Annotated in this window: 16 protein-coding genes; 5 read left to right on the forward strand and 11 right to left on the reverse strand. The window is 60.2% G+C overall.

Annotation, left to right across the window (positions count from 1 at the left end):
* Nucleotides 1-54: 54 nt before the first annotated feature.
* The 5 genes from ACLH1I_RS03650 to ACLH1I_RS03670 are packed head-to-tail and all read right to left on the reverse strand — an operon-like array spanning nt 55 to nt 5,083.
* A complete protein-coding gene (locus ACLH1I_RS03650; protein WP_411302704.1) occupies nt 55-1,140 on the reverse strand; it encodes an ABC transporter ATP-binding protein in 1,086 nt (361 codons plus the stop codon).
* Complete coding sequence (locus ACLH1I_RS03655) at nt 1,127-2,089, reverse strand: carbohydrate kinase family protein (protein ID WP_004203288.1); 963 nt, start codon at nt 2,087-2,089, stop codon at nt 1,127-1,129. The genes ACLH1I_RS03650 and ACLH1I_RS03655 overlap by 14 nt, the downstream gene beginning before the upstream one ends.
* 2 nt (nt 2,090-2,091) lie before the next feature.
* Nucleotides 2,092-2,931 carry a carbohydrate ABC transporter permease gene (locus tag ACLH1I_RS03660; protein ID WP_004203287.1) on the reverse strand — a complete coding sequence of 280 codons (840 nt, stop codon included), beginning with the start codon at nt 2,929-2,931 and terminating at the stop codon, nt 2,092-2,094.
* A complete protein-coding gene (locus ACLH1I_RS03665) occupies nt 2,921-3,829 on the reverse strand; it encodes a carbohydrate ABC transporter permease (RefSeq protein WP_151628727.1) in 909 nt (302 codons plus the stop codon). The genes ACLH1I_RS03660 and ACLH1I_RS03665 overlap by 11 nt, the downstream gene beginning before the upstream one ends.
* A 9-nt stretch (nt 3,830-3,838) precedes the next feature.
* A complete protein-coding gene (locus tag ACLH1I_RS03670; RefSeq protein ID WP_151385253.1) occupies nt 3,839-5,083 on the reverse strand; it encodes an extracellular solute-binding protein in 1,245 nt (414 codons plus the stop codon).
* 214 nt (nt 5,084-5,297) lie between these two features.
* Between ACLH1I_RS03670 and ACLH1I_RS03675 the strand changes: the two genes are divergently transcribed.
* From ACLH1I_RS03675 to ACLH1I_RS03685, 3 genes are all read left to right on the forward strand, one after another.
* Entirely contained in the window at nt 5,298-6,506 is a 1,209-nt protein-coding gene (locus tag ACLH1I_RS03675; RefSeq protein ID WP_004203282.1) for an ROK family transcriptional regulator, read from the forward strand.
* A 74-nt stretch (nt 6,507-6,580) separates the two neighbouring features.
* Nucleotides 6,581-7,567 (forward strand): fatty acid desaturase, encoded by a 987-nt coding sequence (locus ACLH1I_RS03680; protein WP_074384497.1) that lies wholly within the window; start codon nt 6,581-6,583, stop codon nt 7,565-7,567.
* Nucleotides 7,560-8,360: a phosphate/phosphite/phosphonate ABC transporter substrate-binding protein gene (locus ACLH1I_RS03685; RefSeq protein ID WP_004203279.1), complete on the forward strand. Its 801-nt coding sequence runs from the start codon at nt 7,560-7,562 to the stop codon at nt 8,358-8,360. Before ACLH1I_RS03680 ends, ACLH1I_RS03685 begins: the two co-directional genes overlap by 8 nt.
* A gap of 47 nt (nt 8,361-8,407) precedes the next feature.
* On the opposite strand, the gene ACLH1I_RS03690 is transcribed toward ACLH1I_RS03685, so the two are convergent.
* The 6 genes from ACLH1I_RS03690 to ACLH1I_RS03715 form a co-directional block, all read right to left on the reverse strand.
* Nucleotides 8,408-9,832, reverse strand: a complete 1,425-nt coding sequence (locus ACLH1I_RS03690) for an LLM class flavin-dependent oxidoreductase (protein ID WP_306052944.1) — start codon at nt 9,830-9,832, stop codon at nt 8,408-8,410.
* On the reverse strand, nt 9,810-10,709 hold the full coding sequence (locus ACLH1I_RS03695) for an ABC transporter substrate-binding protein (RefSeq protein WP_062914099.1): 900 nt from the start codon (nt 10,707-10,709) through the stop codon (nt 9,810-9,812). Before ACLH1I_RS03695 ends, ACLH1I_RS03690 begins: the two co-directional genes overlap by 23 nt.
* A gap of 60 nt (nt 10,710-10,769) precedes the next feature.
* Nucleotides 10,770-11,438 (reverse strand): ABC transporter permease, encoded by a 669-nt coding sequence (locus tag ACLH1I_RS03700; protein ID WP_004203269.1) that lies wholly within the window; start codon nt 11,436-11,438, stop codon nt 10,770-10,772.
* Nucleotides 11,438-12,067 carry an ABC transporter permease gene (locus tag ACLH1I_RS03705; protein ID WP_004203268.1) on the reverse strand — a complete coding sequence of 210 codons (630 nt, stop codon included), beginning with the start codon at nt 12,065-12,067 and terminating at the stop codon, nt 11,438-11,440. The genes ACLH1I_RS03700 and ACLH1I_RS03705 overlap by 1 nt, the downstream gene beginning before the upstream one ends.
* Complete coding sequence (locus ACLH1I_RS03710; RefSeq protein ID WP_017899866.1) at nt 12,060-13,148, reverse strand: ABC transporter ATP-binding protein; 1,089 nt, start codon at nt 13,146-13,148, stop codon at nt 12,060-12,062. Before ACLH1I_RS03710 ends, ACLH1I_RS03705 begins: the two co-directional genes overlap by 8 nt.
* Before the next feature lie 437 nt (nt 13,149-13,585).
* On the reverse strand, nt 13,586-13,708 hold the full coding sequence (locus tag ACLH1I_RS03715; RefSeq protein ID WP_032447029.1) for a hypothetical protein: 123 nt from the start codon (nt 13,706-13,708) through the stop codon (nt 13,586-13,588).
* Between the two features lie 197 nt (nt 13,709-13,905).
* On the opposite strand from ACLH1I_RS03715, the gene tdcA reads away from it, so the two are divergent.
* The gene (gene tdcA, locus ACLH1I_RS03720) at nt 13,906-14,844 is read left to right on the forward strand and encodes a transcriptional regulator TdcA (protein WP_004203266.1); all 939 of its coding nucleotides are present in this window, start codon (nt 13,906-13,908) and stop codon (nt 14,842-14,844) included.
* A gap of 93 nt (nt 14,845-14,937) precedes the next feature.
* On the forward strand, nt 14,938-15,927 hold the full coding sequence (gene tdcB, locus ACLH1I_RS03725) for a bifunctional threonine ammonia-lyase/L-serine ammonia-lyase TdcB (RefSeq protein ID WP_057215977.1): 990 nt from the start codon (nt 14,938-14,940) through the stop codon (nt 15,925-15,927).
* The last annotated feature ends 1 nt before the right edge of the window (nt 15,928 follow it).

Here is a 15,928-nt window from a genome sequence, read left to right on the forward strand (position 1 = left end):
ATACGACCTCGCCCGGAGCCCGGCCACACGGATGATGACCGGCTCCCTTCGCCCTTAACGCGTCTCCGCCAGCCGCTCGCCGCTGGCGGCATCAAACAGATGCAGGTTCTCGCGGCGGAGAGTCAGCCCCAGCGTCTGCTGCGCCGCGACCGCCACCCTGCCGGCAACCTGCACATGCACCGGAAAACCCTGCCAGTCGAGATGCAGCAGGGTGAACTCCCCCGTCACCTCCATAATGTTTACCGTTGCCAGCGCGCCATGCGCATCCGGCAGAATATCCTGCGGGCGCAGGCCGACAATCAACGGGGCATCGCCCTGGTTCGCCACCGCCTGATGCCAGCGTTCGGCCAGCGGAAACCACAGCGCGCCGCAGGCGACGCCGGGCTGGCCATTGCGCACGTCGCGCTGACCGGGCAGGAGGTTCATCGGCGGGGAGCCGATAAAACGGGCGACGAAGGTGTTGCATGGCTGGTCGTAAATGGCCAGCGGCGCCCCCTGCTGGACGATCTGCCCGTCGCGCATCACCACAATCTGATCGGCCAGAGTCATTGCCTCCACCTGGTCATGGGTGACATAGATCATGGTGGTATTGATGCGCTGGTGCAGGGATTTGATCTCCGCGCGTAGCTCCATCCGCAGCTGAGCGTCAAGGTTCGACAGCGGCTCATCGAACAGAAAAACCTGCGGGTTCCTGACCATTGCCCGGCCCATCGCCACCCGCTGGCGCTGGCCGCCGGAGAGCGCACGCGGATAGCGAGCCAGCAGTTTATCAATCCCCAGCAGGCTGGCGACCTGCTGCACTTTGCTTTTCTGCAGCTGCTTATCCACCTTTTTCACCTGCATATGAAAGGCGAGATTTTCCGCCACCGTCAGGTGGGGGTAAAGCGCATAGCTCTGAAAGACCATCGCCACATCGCGGTCGGCGGGATCCAGATCGTTGACCGGCCGCTGGTTCATCAGAATGGTGCCGCCGGAAAGCGTTTCGAGACCGGCCAGCAGGCGCAGCAGGGTCGACTTGCCACAGCCGGAAGGGCCCACCAGCACGGTAAAGCTGCCGTCGGGGATGGTGAGGTCCAGCGGCTGGAGCACCGTCTGTTTGCCGTATCGCTTGGCGACATCGATCAGTTCAACACTGGCCATCGGTGGCCTCCTCAAGGTGATGTTGCAGGGTATGCCAGTCGGGATAGCGGCGCGGGGAGGTGCCGATCGCCTGCGCGGCGACGGTATTTCCCCAGCGCAGCGCTTCTGGCACCGGTTTACCGCTTAGCAGCGCGGCAAGAAAGCCCGCGTTAAAGCTGTCGCCAGCGCCGATGGTATCGATGACGGTGACGGGCCGGGTTGGCGCATGGTGATGGCTGTCGGTCGTCCAGCAGTCCGCGCCGTCAGCGCCGCGCTTCACCACGCACCCGCCGCTGCCGCTGAGCCGTGCCGCCAGGGCTGCGGCGGCTTCGGCGAGGGTGGGGCGGGCGGCCAGCTGCTGGGTTTCAACGTCGTTGAGCAACAGCCAGTCGCAGTCGCCCAGCCAGCGGTCGACCTCATGACGCAGCGGGTCGCTCCAGCCCTGGGGCGGCCAGCCGGTATCGACGGCAAGGGTAAACCCGCGCTGGCGGAGCGTGGCGAGCAGCTGCGGATAGTCGGACAGCAGCCTGGTACAGAGAAAGGTGCCGCAGAGCAACACGATATCGCCCTCGCCAGCGGCGGCAGGCAACTGGTCCAGCACATCCCCGGCGGTCAGGCGGGTAATGTGTCCGTGGTTGCTGAGGAACGAGCGCTCTTTGTTGGGATGGGTGACCGCCACCGTCAGCGAGGTTTCACAGGGATACTGCGGCCAGCGCGCGCTATCGCCGGGAAACTGTGCCGCCAGCCACGGGGTAAACGCGTCGTCGCCCTGACAGCCGACCGCGCAGTGCGGCAGCTGCATGGCGGCGGCGGCCAGCGCGCAGTTGCCAGCAGAGCCGCCGGGCCGCAGAGCGCTGTGCTCGAGCATCATCTCAGTTCCCTGCGCGGGCCAGTGGGGCAGGGTTCCCATCACTAAATCAATATTGTAATTGCCCACGATATAGAGCACAGGTGTCCTGGTGTTATCCATAGTTATCCTTTACTTCCCCCGTTGGTGAGGCCACTGACCAGCGATTTTTGCAACCAGATTGCAATCAGCAGCGGAGGGACTGAGGCGAGTATGCCTACCGCCGCCACCAGTCCGTCATCGGTGGCGCGGCCGGCGGTGAAGCCGGCGATGGTCACCGGCAGCGTTTGGGCGGCGAGGTTGCTGGTAAACAGTAGCGCATAGAAAAACTCATCCCACGCCAGCAGCCAACCGAACAGCGCGGCGGCGCCAAGCATCGGTTTCGCCAGCGGCAGGGTGATGCGCAGCAAGACTTGCCAGATGCGCAGACCGTCAAGCCGTGCCGCCTGTTCGATATCCTGCGGTAGGGTATCGAACTGGTTTTTTACCATCCACGTCAGAAACGGCACGATCAGCGAGCAATAGACCAGCACCAGTCCGCTGCGGGTGTTGAGCAGGCCAAAGTGTTCGAGAATAAAATAGAGCGGCAGCACAAAGGCTACGGGCGGCACCATATAGATGCCGAGGCCGGCGTACAGCCAGCCGTCGCGTCCGGGGTAGCGAGAAAAGCTGAAGGCGGCGGGGATCGCCAGCAACAACGAGACCAGCGTCGCGCCAGCGGCCACCAGCACGCTGTTGCCCAGCGCGGGGAGAAACAGCGCCCCGGGTTCGCCAGGGGCCAGCGACAGCAGATGGCCATAGCGGCTAAAGTCCCACTGCCGCGGGATCCACGCCAGCGGGACGCGGGTGAGGTCCGCGGTGGTGCTGACGCTCATCAAAAATAGCCACAGCATCGGGGCGAGGATCGAGACCGCCACCGCCAGCGCCGCCATGTAACGCAGCACGATGTACCCTTTACGCTTCATCATCAATACTCCGGCGCCGCTGACGCAGCAGCAAAAACAGATACAGGGCGATCAGTACGGCGCACATCAGGCTCATCAGCATGGCGTAGGCCGCGCCGCTGCCGGCGCGCAGATAGCTGAATGACTCCTGATAGACAAAAAAGCTCAGCGTTTTGGTACTGTCCAGCGGGCCGCCGCGGGTCATAACATAGATAATGTCGAACACTTTGAAGGCATCAATGGTGCGTAGCACCAGCGCGACGCCAAGGGAGCCCACAATGGCCGGAAAGGTAATGGCGCGAAAGCGCCGCCAGGAGGAGGCGCCGTCGAGCCGCGCCGCCTCGTACAGATCGTCGGGGACGGACTGCAGCGCGGCCAGCACCAGCAGAGTGACCAGCGGGTAGTTTTTCCAGATATCCGCCAGCATCACCGCGTGCAGCGCAGAATCCGGCGAGCCCAGCCAACTGCGATAGCTGTCAATCAGCCCCAGCTGGCTGAGCAGGGCGTTAACGCTGCCGTAGTCGGGATTAAAGTTAAGCCGCCACATCATGGCGTTGACGATCGTCGGCAACGCCCACGGCAGGATCACCAGCACCCGCAGGACATTACGCCCGACAAAACGCTGATTCAACAACAGCGCCACCAGTACGCCGATCGCCCCCTCAATCGCCACCGAGACCACGGTGAAATAGAGCGTTCGCGCGAAGGCGGCGCGAAAGTCCGGGTCGGTCAGGGCATAAAGATAATTATCCAGCCAGACGTAGTGGGTCGCCTCGCCGCTTCCCGCCAGCGCAGTATCAGTGAAACTCAGCCACAGGGTGCGCGCCAGCGGCCACGCAGTGAGGATAAACATCGCGATAAGCATGGGCGCTAACAGCACCCATGCCTGACGATGCTCGCGTCGTTGCAGACTCAGCATCACGCCTCCTTAACGCAGACGGGCCGCGCTGGTGTCGACCGCCTTGAGGGCGACGTCGGGCGTGGCTTTACCCTGCAGTACCGATTGAAGCTGCTGTTGCAGGGTGTTTGACAGGCGCGAGTAATCTGCCGTTTCGGGGCGAGAGAGCATCACGTTCAACGACTTGTCGGCGGCGGCGATCAGGCTCTCCTGGCCTTTGGCAACGGCAGGATCCTGGTACGAGGCTTTCCATACCGGCAGGCTCAGTTTGGCATACTTGTCCTGTACCGGCTGGGAGGTGAGGTAGTGAATATACTGCCAGGCCTCTTCCGAATGCTGACTGGCTTTGGCGATGCCCAGCCCCATTGAACCGTTGACAGCGCCGGGTTTATCCGGGGTATCGCCTGGGGCGGGGACAATGCCAACATCACCTGCGACTTTACTCTGTTTCGGATCGTTGGCCATGTTGTACATATAGGTCCAGTTGAGCGCAAAGGCGGCGTCGCCATTGGAGAAAGCCTTACGCACATCCTCCTCAAGGTATTCACGTGATGCCGGGTTGCTCAGCCCCTGATCGAGCGAGGTTTTCATCAGCGTGACCGCTTTCAGCGAGGCGGGCGTCGAAAAATCGAGCTTGCCGTTCTGGTAGAAGCTCCCGCCGAAGCCGGAGACGAGGGTGGTGTAATCACAGACCAGCGCTTCCGCTTGCGACCAGCTCCAGACCAGAGGATATTTAACGATCCCTTTGTCCTTAAGCACTTTAGCGTCGTCCATCACCTGCTGCCAGCTGACTGGCGGCGTTTTGATCCCTGCTTTATCCAGCATGGCTTTGTTGTAGTACAGATATTTGGTGTCGAGGATCCACGGCATGCCGAGGGTTTTGCCTTGATACACCACGGTATTCATCGCCCCGGGGAAAATCTTCTCACGCTCGTCTGGGGCAATTCGTGAAGAGACATCCTGCAGCAGATCGAAGCGGCTAAACTCCGCCGGCCAGATCGCGTCGAACAGCACCACGTCGTAGCCGTTACCCCCCGCGCCGCGGGCGGCGACGATCTTGTCGTGCAGCGCTTCGTAGGGAACGAATTCGAGGTTGACCTTCACATCAGGATGTTGCTTTTCGAAATCGCTGGTCATCGCGCGAATGTCGTTTTCGCTATAGGCCGCCTGGGTCATAAACAGGGCATTAATCTGGGTCTCTGCGCTGACGCTCCCACTGATAACGAGCATCGCCAGCAGACAGGCGTTGACCCGTAGTGCGCTGTGGTATTTCATCTTTGCTCTCCGCTGTGCTGTACTGAAAGGGGTTATGATTTATTAAATCAATTTGATTGATTTAATCAGGGCGACACTATCGGCAACATCTCCCGAGTGGCCCTGGGACTAAGCGTAGCAAAGGGTATGCCATCGCGAAGGCTCGCCTGCGCGGGTCGTTGTCAGATCTGTGATGCCGGCTAAAATTTCACCAGTCCAGCCTGGAAGGGAAACGATGAAAACATCAGGTACAAACCTTGAACATGCCCGGGTGCATAACCGCCGGGTGATCATTGAGGCGGTGCGTTTACATGGCGAGCTGACCCGCGCCGAGCTGGCGCGGCTGACCGCGCTGACCCCGCAGACCGTGTCGAATATTGTGGCGGAGCTGGAGCAGATGGATCTCCTGACCAGCCACCAACCGCGGCGCGCCAGCGGCCGGGGACAGCCAGCGGTGCCGGTGAGCCTCAATCCCGCCAGCGCCTGGTCGATTGGCATCCATCTTGATCATCAGACGCTGATTGTGGTGCTGGTGGATCTGACTGGCGAGGTCCATTTTCGCCGACTCATTCTGGTGCAAAAGCCCCAGCCTGGTGCGACCTTTGCCCGCCTCGCTGAGGTGCTGGATGAGATCCGTGCGCTGCCGGCGCTGGACTGGTCGCGGGTGCTGGGGATGGGGGTTGTGATGCCGGGGCCCTTTGGCGTGGAAGGGATTTCGTCGACGGGACCCACGACGCTTAACGGCTGGGAAGGGGTAGACGTAGCGGCGGAGCTCGGGCGACTGAGCGGCCTGCCGGTGACCCTCGAAAACGACGCCACGGTGGCCGCCATTGGCGAACGCTTTCACGGCGTGGCGCGGCAGCTCAACTCCTTTGTCTATCTCTACATAGGCACTGGTCTGGGCGCCGGAATTTTTACCGATGGTCATGTGTATACCGGCCATGCTCATAACGCCGGCGAGGTCGGGCATATTGTGGTCGCGCCGAATGGTCGCCCTTGCTATTGCGGGAATGAGGGATGTCTTGAGCGCTATGTTTCCCTGCAGGCGGCCTATGAGTTTTGCGGCCTCGATCCCTATCGCGCCCTGCCGGAGGATCTGCTGTCGGTGGACGCTGCGCTTTTCGACCAGTGGATCACCAGCATCCTGGCGCCGTTGCGTCAGGCGATCAATTTGCTGGAGTGCGTCTTCGATGCCGAGACGGTAGTGGTGGGCGGCATGATGCCCGCCCCGCTGCTGGAGAGAGTGCTGGCGCGTCTGCCGCCGCTGTATCAGTCCGTCCGCGGGCGTTACCTGCCGGCCCAGCGTGTCAAAATGGGGATGACCGGCACTGATACCGCCGCGCTGGGCGCCGCTGCGCTGCCGATCTTTGACGAATTTAATCCGCAGTTTCAGGTGTTGATGAAAGCGGTAAATACAAACGCGCTTTTTGGCAAAGCTAAGTAAATTAAATACTTTGTTATTTAACGTGTTATCTCACATCTTCGGAGGGAATGAGGCAACACGGCAAGGTATCGGAAGTGACGGAAAAGAAGACGGCTGTCTATGTGGATGACCAACAGCGCATCCTGATCCGCCAGCTGGCGCGCAGCTGGCTGTGGCGCAGCGAGCTGCCGACCTGGCTGCTGTTGGTGACGGTTTACGGCGGCTGGTTTGCCTGCGTGGCGGGCTGGCGGACGCTGGGCCTGTTTCCGGCCACGCTGCTGCTGATCTGGTTTACCGCCTGGTATATGTCCTTACAGCATGAGCTGATCCATGGGCATCCCACCCGGCTGGCATGGTTTAACCAGCTGCTGGGGACGCTGCCGCTGGCGGTCTGGTATCCCTATGGCGTCTATCGCGACAGCCATCTGGCGCACCATCGCAACCATCTGCTGACGCACCCCGAGGATGATCCCGAATCGTACTACGTGACCGCGGAAAGCTGGCAGCGCTTCTCAGCCTGGCAACGCCGCCTTATCCACCTGCGCAATACCTTCTGGGGGCGTCTGCTGCTGGCGCCGCTGATGGATATCGTTCACACCCTGCGCAGCGCGCTGCGGGCTTTCCGCGAGGGCGACCACCGCGCCATCGCCATGTGGAGCCTGCATCTGTTGCTGCTGACGGGCCTGCTGGCCTGGATGGCGGCGCAGGGTTTATCCCCGCTGTGGTTTGTGCTGGCGGTGAGCTACCCGGCGCTGGCCCTGACCAAAGTGCGCTCTTTTCTCGAACACCGGGCCGCGGATGACCCGCTGGCCCGCTCGGTGATCAACGAGGCCGGGCTCCCCTGGCGAGTGCTGTTCCTCAATCTCAACTACCATGCGGTGCATCATGACCTGCCAGGGGTTCCCTGGTACGCTTTACGTCAGCTGTATCTGCATCGCCAGACGGCCTATCTGCAGCGTAATCAGGGGTTCCTGGTGCGTGGGTACGGTGAGTGGCGACGCCATTTTAGCCGCCGGGCGGTGGCGGTGAACGCCCATCCGGGCTTTGGCGAGCAGGCGCAGGCGGGAGGAGAACATGGCTGAACGCATGACCTTTCCGATGTATGCCATCCACCGTCAACAGACCCAGGCTCTGTGGCAGGCGGTACAGTCGCTGCTGGCGGAACGCGGCGTGATGGTGGCGGGGGACCCGCCGGCGGATGACCCCGAGGATCTGCTGGCCCACTGGCGTCAGCCGAGGCTGTTGCTGAGTCAGACCTGTGGCTATCCGCTGGTGACCCAGCTGCCGGAGGTGCAGACGGTGGGCTGCTTCCACTACGCCGCGCCCGGTTGCGAAGGGCGCCGCTACCGCAGCCTGCTGGTGGTCCGCGAAGCGGATAGTCACCGGATGCTGGCGGACTTTTTTGGCCGCCGGGCCGTGTGCAATGCCGAGCACTCGCAGTCCGGCTACAACGTGCTGCGCAAAATGGTCGCGCCGCTCTCGCGGGAGGGGCGATTTTTTTCGGCTGTGGTGTTTAGCGGCAGCCATCGGCAATCGCTGCGCGAGCTGCAGCAGGAAAACGCCGATATCGCCGCCATCGACTGTGTGACCTACGCTCTGCTGCAGCGACATCAGCCGCAGGCCCTGGCAGGACTGGTGGCGATCGGCTGGAGCCCGGACGCGCCAGGGCTGCCGCTGATCACTGCCAGCGCCACCCCGGCTTCGACGCTGAACAGCCTGCGCGAGGCGCTCCAGCAGTTAGTGAGCGATGCGCGCTATCGTTCCCTGTGCGACGCCTTGCTGATCTGCGGCTATAGCGATATGTCGCGGGAGGCCTATGCTCCGCTGCTGGCGTGGCGGGATGAGGCCGCGGCGCAGGGAGTCAGCCAGCTATAGGTAAAATGCCCCGGCCAGCGATCTGCGCCGGGGCGGGTCATGGCAGACTACGGCGTCGGCGGTAACGCGGGGCGGGAAGGGGCGGTGAAGCGGTTTGCCACCGCCGGCAGACCGAGCTTTTCACGCAGGGTGCCGGGCGGATAGCGGTCACGCATGACGCCGTTACGCTGCAGAAGCGGCACCACCTGGTCAACAAAGCGGTCAAAGTCTCCCGGCAGCAGCGGGAACATCAGGTTGAACCCATCGGCGGCGCCCGCCTGCCAGGTCTCCGTTAAGGTGGCGGCAATCTCCTCGGCGCTGCCCAGCAGCAGCCAGCTATCAGAACTCTGTAATAACAACTTCCCCAACTCCAGCAGAGTGAGCCGCGGATCGTACTGGCGGATAAGCTTCAGCGCGGTACGGATGCCGTCAAAGCTCTCTTCATCAGGGAGCGGCGGCAGGGGCTGGTCCCTCGGCAGGGCGCTGAGATCCATTCGAAGATAAGAGGAGAGCAGATCGATAGCCATCTGGTCGCTCATCAGCTGTTCGTTAAGCTGCTGGCGGGCCGCCTTCTCCTCGTCGGAGTTCACCACCACCGGCAGGACCCCGGCGATGATTTTGAAATGGGCCGGATCGCGCCCGTGCTGGCGCAGCCGTTGATTCATCTCTTCGCGATAGGCCAGCCCCTCGGCGATCGAGTGAATAAACACGAAGTGCATATCGGACCAGGCGGCGGCCAGCGCTTTCCCTGCTTCCGAAGAGCCGGCCTGCACCAGCAGTGGATGGCCCTGCGGCGGGCGAGGGACGTTGAGCGGGCCGCGCACGCGAAAGTACTCGCCCTGATACTCGAGATGATGCACCTTGTCGGCATCGGCAAATAATCCGCGCGCTTTATCGAAGATCGCCGCGCCATCTTCCCAGGAATCCCACAGACGAGTGACCACGTCGATGAATTCATTGGCCCGCTGGTAGCGCGTGCCGTGGCGGGGAAGCTGCTCCAGACCGAAGTTTGCTGCTTCTTCTTCCAGCCACGACGTGACCACATTCCAGCTTGCCCGGCCATTGCTGAGGAAATCCAGCGAGGCAAAGTAGCGAGCCAGGTTATAGGGTTCGTTATAGGAAGTGGACGCGGTGGCCATCAGGCCGATATGCTCCGTCACCGCGGCGAGGGCGGAGAGCAGCGTCAGGGGTTCAAGCCGGGCGTTGGCGTAGTGGGTCAGGCCGCTGGGCACCGTATCCCACACCGCGATATGGTCGGCGACAAAGATAGCGTCGAGGGTCGCCGCTTCGGCCTTGCGCGCCAGACTGGCGTAATAGTTGAGGGTAAATATGTCCGCTTCAGGCGCGTCAGGGTGACGCCAGGAGAAACGGTAATCCCCCTGTGGGTTATAAAAGAACAGGTTCAGGATCATGTGTCGGGTAGACATAGCGTGGACTCGCGGCTGAACGCCATCCGTGGCGGAGTGAAGGTCAGTGTTGGGATAGGTTGGCATTAACCCACTGGTCGGCGACGGCCGCTGGATCTTTATGCTGAAGATCTACCTGCTGGTTGAGGGCAATCAGCGTGGCATTGTCCAGTTTGCCGGAGACCTCATTGAGCACGGCGCCGATCTCCGGCGTCAGACTGGCTTTGCGCACCAGCGGCACCACGTTCTGACTCGGTTGCTCATGTTTATCATCTTCCAGAACCACCCATTTCTCCTTCGCCAGATTGCCCTGGGTGGAGACGACCGTCGCGACATCGATTTTGCCCGAATTGAGCGCCAGCCGGGTCAGCGGCCCGCCCATGTCCAGCGATTTCACCGCTTTGAACTCAAGACCATAGACGCGTTTCAGCCCCGGCAGGCCCAGGGCGCGTACCGCCAGCTCCGGCGGTCCGCCGATCACCAACTGCGGGGCGACGGGCTTCAGGTCGGAGAGGGTGCGCAGATGGTATTTCCCCGCGGTCTCGGCACGTACCGCCCAGGCGGTGATCGAGGTGGCCGGGGCCGGGTTCAACAGAGTGAAATCGGCAGGCAGGACCTGAGCCAACTCAGCGCTGACGTCCTGCTGGCTGGTGGCCTCGGTTTTGCCGTTATAGAAATTGAGCAGGGCGCCAAGATATTCCGGAACGATATCGATCTCACCGCTCTGCAGCGCCGGAATAATAATTTCCCGGTTGCCGAGGTTGAGACGGGTGTTGGCCTCGATATGATTTTTCTTTAGCGCGCTGGCGTAGATGTTGGCGAGAATGGAACTTTCGGTAAAGTTGGCCCCGCCCACCGTGACGCTGGCGGCATAGGTGTAAACGCTCAGGCTGAACAGCCCGGCGGCCAGCAACGAGAGACGAAATCGACGGGCGGTGACGGCCTTGCCAAATAATTGCTTCATAATACCTCTTTTATTTTCAGGTTAATCAGCGCCAGGCGCTGGGGTCATGTCAGTGTCACGCTAATAAGGCGCGGCAATACGGCGATGAACCAGGCGGCCGGCGCAGCGGGCGAAAAGCAGTTCGCCGCCTATCGCCAGCAGGGAAACCACCAGCGAGCCGCCGATCACCTGCGGGATATCCCGTTGCCCGAGTCCGTCGATCAGAAATCGTCCCAACCCGCCCAGACCGGCATAGGCTGCGACCACCGCCGTGGCGATAAGCTGAACCAGCGCGGTGCGCACTCCGGCGAGGATCAGCGGCGCCGCCAGCGGGATCCGCACCTGCCACAGGCTTTGCCAGGGGGTCATGCCCAGCGCGATGGCCGCATCGCACAGCGGGCGGTCGGCGTGATAAATCCCCACCCAGGTGTTAGTGAGAATCGGCGGAATAGAAAGCGCGATAAGCGCCGCCAGCACCGGGATATCGTTAAAGCCAAAAACGATGATGCATAATAAAATCAGCCCTAACGAAGGGATGGCGCGGCCAAGATTAAACAGGTTGATCACCACGAAGGCGCCTTTGCGCCAGTAGCCCAGGGCGATACCAAGCGGCAGGGCAATGGCGCAGGCCACGGCCATGCTGACCAGCACGTAATAAAGGTGTTGGCCCAGGCGCAGCAGGATGCCCTCGTCGCCCAGCCAGTGCTCCGGCTGGGTCAACCAGTGAAAGGTGGCGAGAAGCAGTGTCATCATTTCGTCCACGGCGTTAGCCAGTCGCCGAGACGGGCGATCAGCCCGTCAAAGACCAGCGACAGCAGCAGGCTCAGGACCAGGCTGACGATAATCGGCGTCAGAAAGTCCTGATTAAAACCCGCCAGCAGCAGCTGTCCCAGCCCGCCCTGGCCGATCAGCGCGGTGACGGTGACCAGGCCGACCAGCGTTACCGAGGCAATGCGCAGCCCGGCAAACAAGGAGGGCAGCAGCAGCCACAGCTCGATATCGAAGAAGCGGAATCCCCGGGTGTAGCCGAGCGCCCGCGCCGACTCCAGCGCCGCCTGTGGCAGCTTTTCTATGCCGGCCAGCATGTTGCGCAACAGGATCAGCAACGAGTACAGCGTCAGGCCAATCAGCGAGGTAGTCAGCGACAGCCCGGTAAACGGCAGCAATAAAATAAATAGCGCCAGCGAGGGAATGGTAAACAGCACGCCGCAAAGGGTGATGAGCGGCTGCGCCGTCGCGGGCCAGCGCAGGGTAATGGCTAACAGGCCGCCGGTGAGCAGGGAGCCGAAAAGTAGCGCCAGCAGGACCATCCGCGCATGCTGCCAGAGGAGATCGCCGATCATCGCGCGGTTATCGATAACCCAGCCCCAGTCAATCATGAGGTCTCACCCCCACCGCGCCGTCGAGCACTTGCTGCAGCAGGGCGTGAGACACCGCCCCCTGGTATTGTCCTTCGCCATCCACATGCACCAGCACGCCGGTCGCCACGTCGAGCAGCGCGCTATAGGCAAAACGCAGGCTGTGGCTGCTGGCGAGCGGGCGCTCCACCGGCAGGGTGAGACCCCGCAGCGGATCAAACCAGTGCAGCGGGCGTCGCTGGCGGTCAAGCACCAGGCGCAGCGGGCTGGCCAGCGGTGGATGGGCGCTGGCGATCGGCGTTAGCGCTTCGTCGAGCAGGGGGACATCGTGACGCGGCAGCTGGCCGACCTGTATCATGCCCAGCCGCTTCAGATTGGGTTCCGGACCAATAAAGCGGCGCACGAACTCGCTTGCCGGGTGGGCCAGAATACGGTCGGGGGTATCAAACTGCGCCAGCACGCCGCCTTCCTGGAAAATGGCGATTTTATCGCCGAGACGGATCGCTTCATTGATGTCGTGGGTCACCAGTACAATGGTTTTCTGCAGCCGCTGCTGCAACAGCAACAGCTCGTCCTGGAGGCGTTCACGGACCACCGGGTCGATGGCGGCGAAGGGCTCATCCATCAGTAAAATCGGCGGATCGGCGGCGATGGCACGGGCGATGGCTACGCGTCCCTGCTGGCCGCCGGAGAGCTGATGCGGATAGCGGTGCAGCAGATGGCTGTCGAGCGACATCAGCGCCACCAGTTCGTCAATGCGCGCGCGGATCCGCGCTTTGCTCCAGCCCGCCAGCCGCGGTACGGTGGCGATATTTTGCGCCACGGTACGATGGGGAAAGAGCGCGGCGCTTTGCATCACGAAGCCGATCTGGCGGCGGACCTGGATAATATCAGCGTCAGCGAGGCGGACGCCCTGAATATAGACGTCGCCGCTGTCGGGAATATCCAGCTGGTTAATCATGCGCAGGATAGTCGTTTTTCCGCAGCCGCTCGGGCCGACGAAGGTGCAGAATTCGCCATGATCAATATCCAGACTGAGGTTGCGAATGGCCGGCTGGGCGCTGCCTGGGTAGGTTTTGCAAAGATGCGTTAATTTAATCATGGTGGAATTCAACACTCTGAATAATAAAGTCCTGACCCGGATAAAGTAGCGCCGGGATCCTGGCTCAAACTACAGAGCGCCTGCGGGGAGGGCAAATACGTTATTTGCATTTGCATAGTGAAAAGCTGGTTAATCAGTTGCGGTGGAAGAAAAGCCGGAAGGTTGTTTTATGGATTTGTGATCGGCAACACAAATGACTCTCAAGCGGCCACCGTAAAAAATAAATTACCAGGGTTGATTTTAATCAAAGTATGACCGCCTGCGATAGGGCGGAAAAAGCCGTACCGTCCGCCGCACAAGAAAAACTAAATTGTGAATATAATGTTTCTTTGATGTAAATAATGCCTGTGCCCTTTTCCCGCCCGCCGCAGATAAAATGTGATGCCAAACCGACTTGTCGTTAAATAAGGGCGTTGATTACGTCTGCTTTTTATTCTTTACAGCATTAATTTAATTTTCGGCTCTCTTCTCACCCTGACAGCGTTGGTTAAATAGCGTGCAAAAGGCGTATTTTTTATCGCCATTCTGCCGTCGATGTTATTGCCATCAATTATTTTTATCCCCGCATTCGGTCACGACAAAAGGCGTGCAAATAGCGTTCATGATGCTTTTAATGTATTGATTTTAATTTATTTATTCTGACTTGTGACTCTTGCTCATCCGCCGCGGCGGAGCCTTTGTGAGAGCTCTCACATAACCCGGTGATCGCGATTTGTTACACTTTCCGCCGTCAACAAAGGAATGAAAGCGAGACGTGATGAATACTTTTTCTCTGCCTAAAACTCAGCATCTGGTGGTTTTCCAGGAAGTGATCCGCAGCGGGTCAATCGGGGCTGGAGCAAAAGCGTTAGGACTCACTCAGCCGGCGGTCAGTAAAATCATTGGCGACATGGAAAGCTATTTTGGCAGCGAGTTAATCGTTCGGCGAAATACCGGCGTCTCGCTCACCGAGGCCGGGCAGGTATTTCTTAACTGGTCAGAGACAATCACCCGTGAAATGAAAAATATGGTCAATGAAATGAATGCCCTGACCAACAGCACGGTAGTGGATGTCTCCTTTGGTTTCCCCTCGCTGGTGGGGTTTACCTTTATGTCGGAGATGGTGCATCAGTTCAAAATGACCTTCCCCAAGGCGCGGGTCTCAATGTATGAGGCGCAGCTCTCCGCCTTTTTGCCGGCAATCCGCGACGGCCGCCTCGACTTCGCCATCGGGACGCTGAGCGATGAGATGAAGCTGCAGGACCTGCACGTCGAGCCGCTGTTTGAGTCTGAGTTTGTGTTGGTGGCGAACCGGGCGCGGATCGGCAACGGCACCGTCCGCCTGGCCTCGCTCCAGCACGAGCAGTGGGTGCTGCCGGAGACCAATATGGGTTACTACAGCGAACTGCTGACCACCCTGCAGCGCAGCGGCATCCGCCGTGAAAATATCGTCAATACCGATTCGGTGGTGACGATCTATAACCTGGTGCTCAATGCCGATTTTTTGACGGTCATTCCCTGCGACATGACCACGCCGTTCGGCTCGAGCCAGTTTGTCACCATCCCCATTAAAGAGGCCTTGCCGGTGGCGCGCTATGCGGCGGTGTGGTCGAAAAATTACCGGCTGAAAACCGCGGCGGCGTCGCTGGTGGAGATGGCGAAACAGTACTCATCGGGGCAGGGCAACCGCCACTGGCAGCCAATAGAAATTGCCTGACTGATAGTTATTAAATAACCCAACACCCATCCTCGCTGTTATCAGCAGGATGACGCCCGGTTATTGACTTTATCTTAAGAAACAGAGGCCATCATGCATATTACCTACGATCTTCCGGTATCGATTAACGATATTCTCGAAGCGAAACAACGCCTGGCAGGAAAAATATATAAAACGGGTATGCCGCGTTCGAATTATTTTAGCGAACGCTGCAAGGGGGGAATATTTCTTAAATTCGAAAATATGCAGCGCACGGGCTCATTTAAAATTCGCGGCGCCTTTAATAAGCTCAGCGGGTTAACCGCGGCGGAAAAACGCAAAGGGGTGGTGGCCTGCTCAGCGGGCAACCACGCCCAGGGCGTCTCGCTCTCCTGCGCCATGCTCGGCATTGACGGGAAAGTGGTGATGCCGAAAGGGGCGCCGAAATCGAAAGTCGCCGCCACCTGCGATTATTCAGCGGAGGTGGTGCTGCATGGCGATAATTTTAACGATACCCTCGCCAAAGCCAGCGATATTGTTGAACTTGAAGGCCGTATTTTTATTCCCCCCTATGACGACCCGCAGGTTATTGCCGGGCAGGGCACCATCGGTCTCGAAATATTAGAAGATCTGTATGACGTGGATAATGTCATCGTGCCGATTGGCGGCGGTGGCTTAATTGCCGGCATCGCGATTGCGATTAAATCCATTAACCCGACGATCCGTATTATCGGCGTGCAGTCGGAGAATGTTCACGGTATGGCCGCCTCCTGGTACGCCGGAGAGATCACCAGCCATCGCCACGCCGGCACTTTAGCCGATGGCTGCGATGTCGCCCGCCCGGGGAAACTGACCTATGAAATCGCCCGCCAGCTGGTGGATGACATCGTCCTCGTCAGTGAGGACGACATTCGCCAGAGCATGGTCGCCTTAATTCAGCGCAATAAAGTGATCACCGAAGGGGCCGGGGCCTTGGCCTGCGCCGCGTTATTAAGCGGCAAATTAGACAGCTATATCCAGAACCGCAAAACGGTCAGCCTGATTTCCGGCGGCAATATCGATCTCTCGCGGGTCTCGCAAATTACGGGTTTTGTTGACGCTTAAT

The organism is Klebsiella sp. 1SOBk10mer, assembly GCF_046602535.1.
GTDB classification, from domain to species: domain Bacteria; phylum Pseudomonadota; class Gammaproteobacteria; order Enterobacterales; family Enterobacteriaceae; genus Klebsiella; species Klebsiella quasipneumoniae.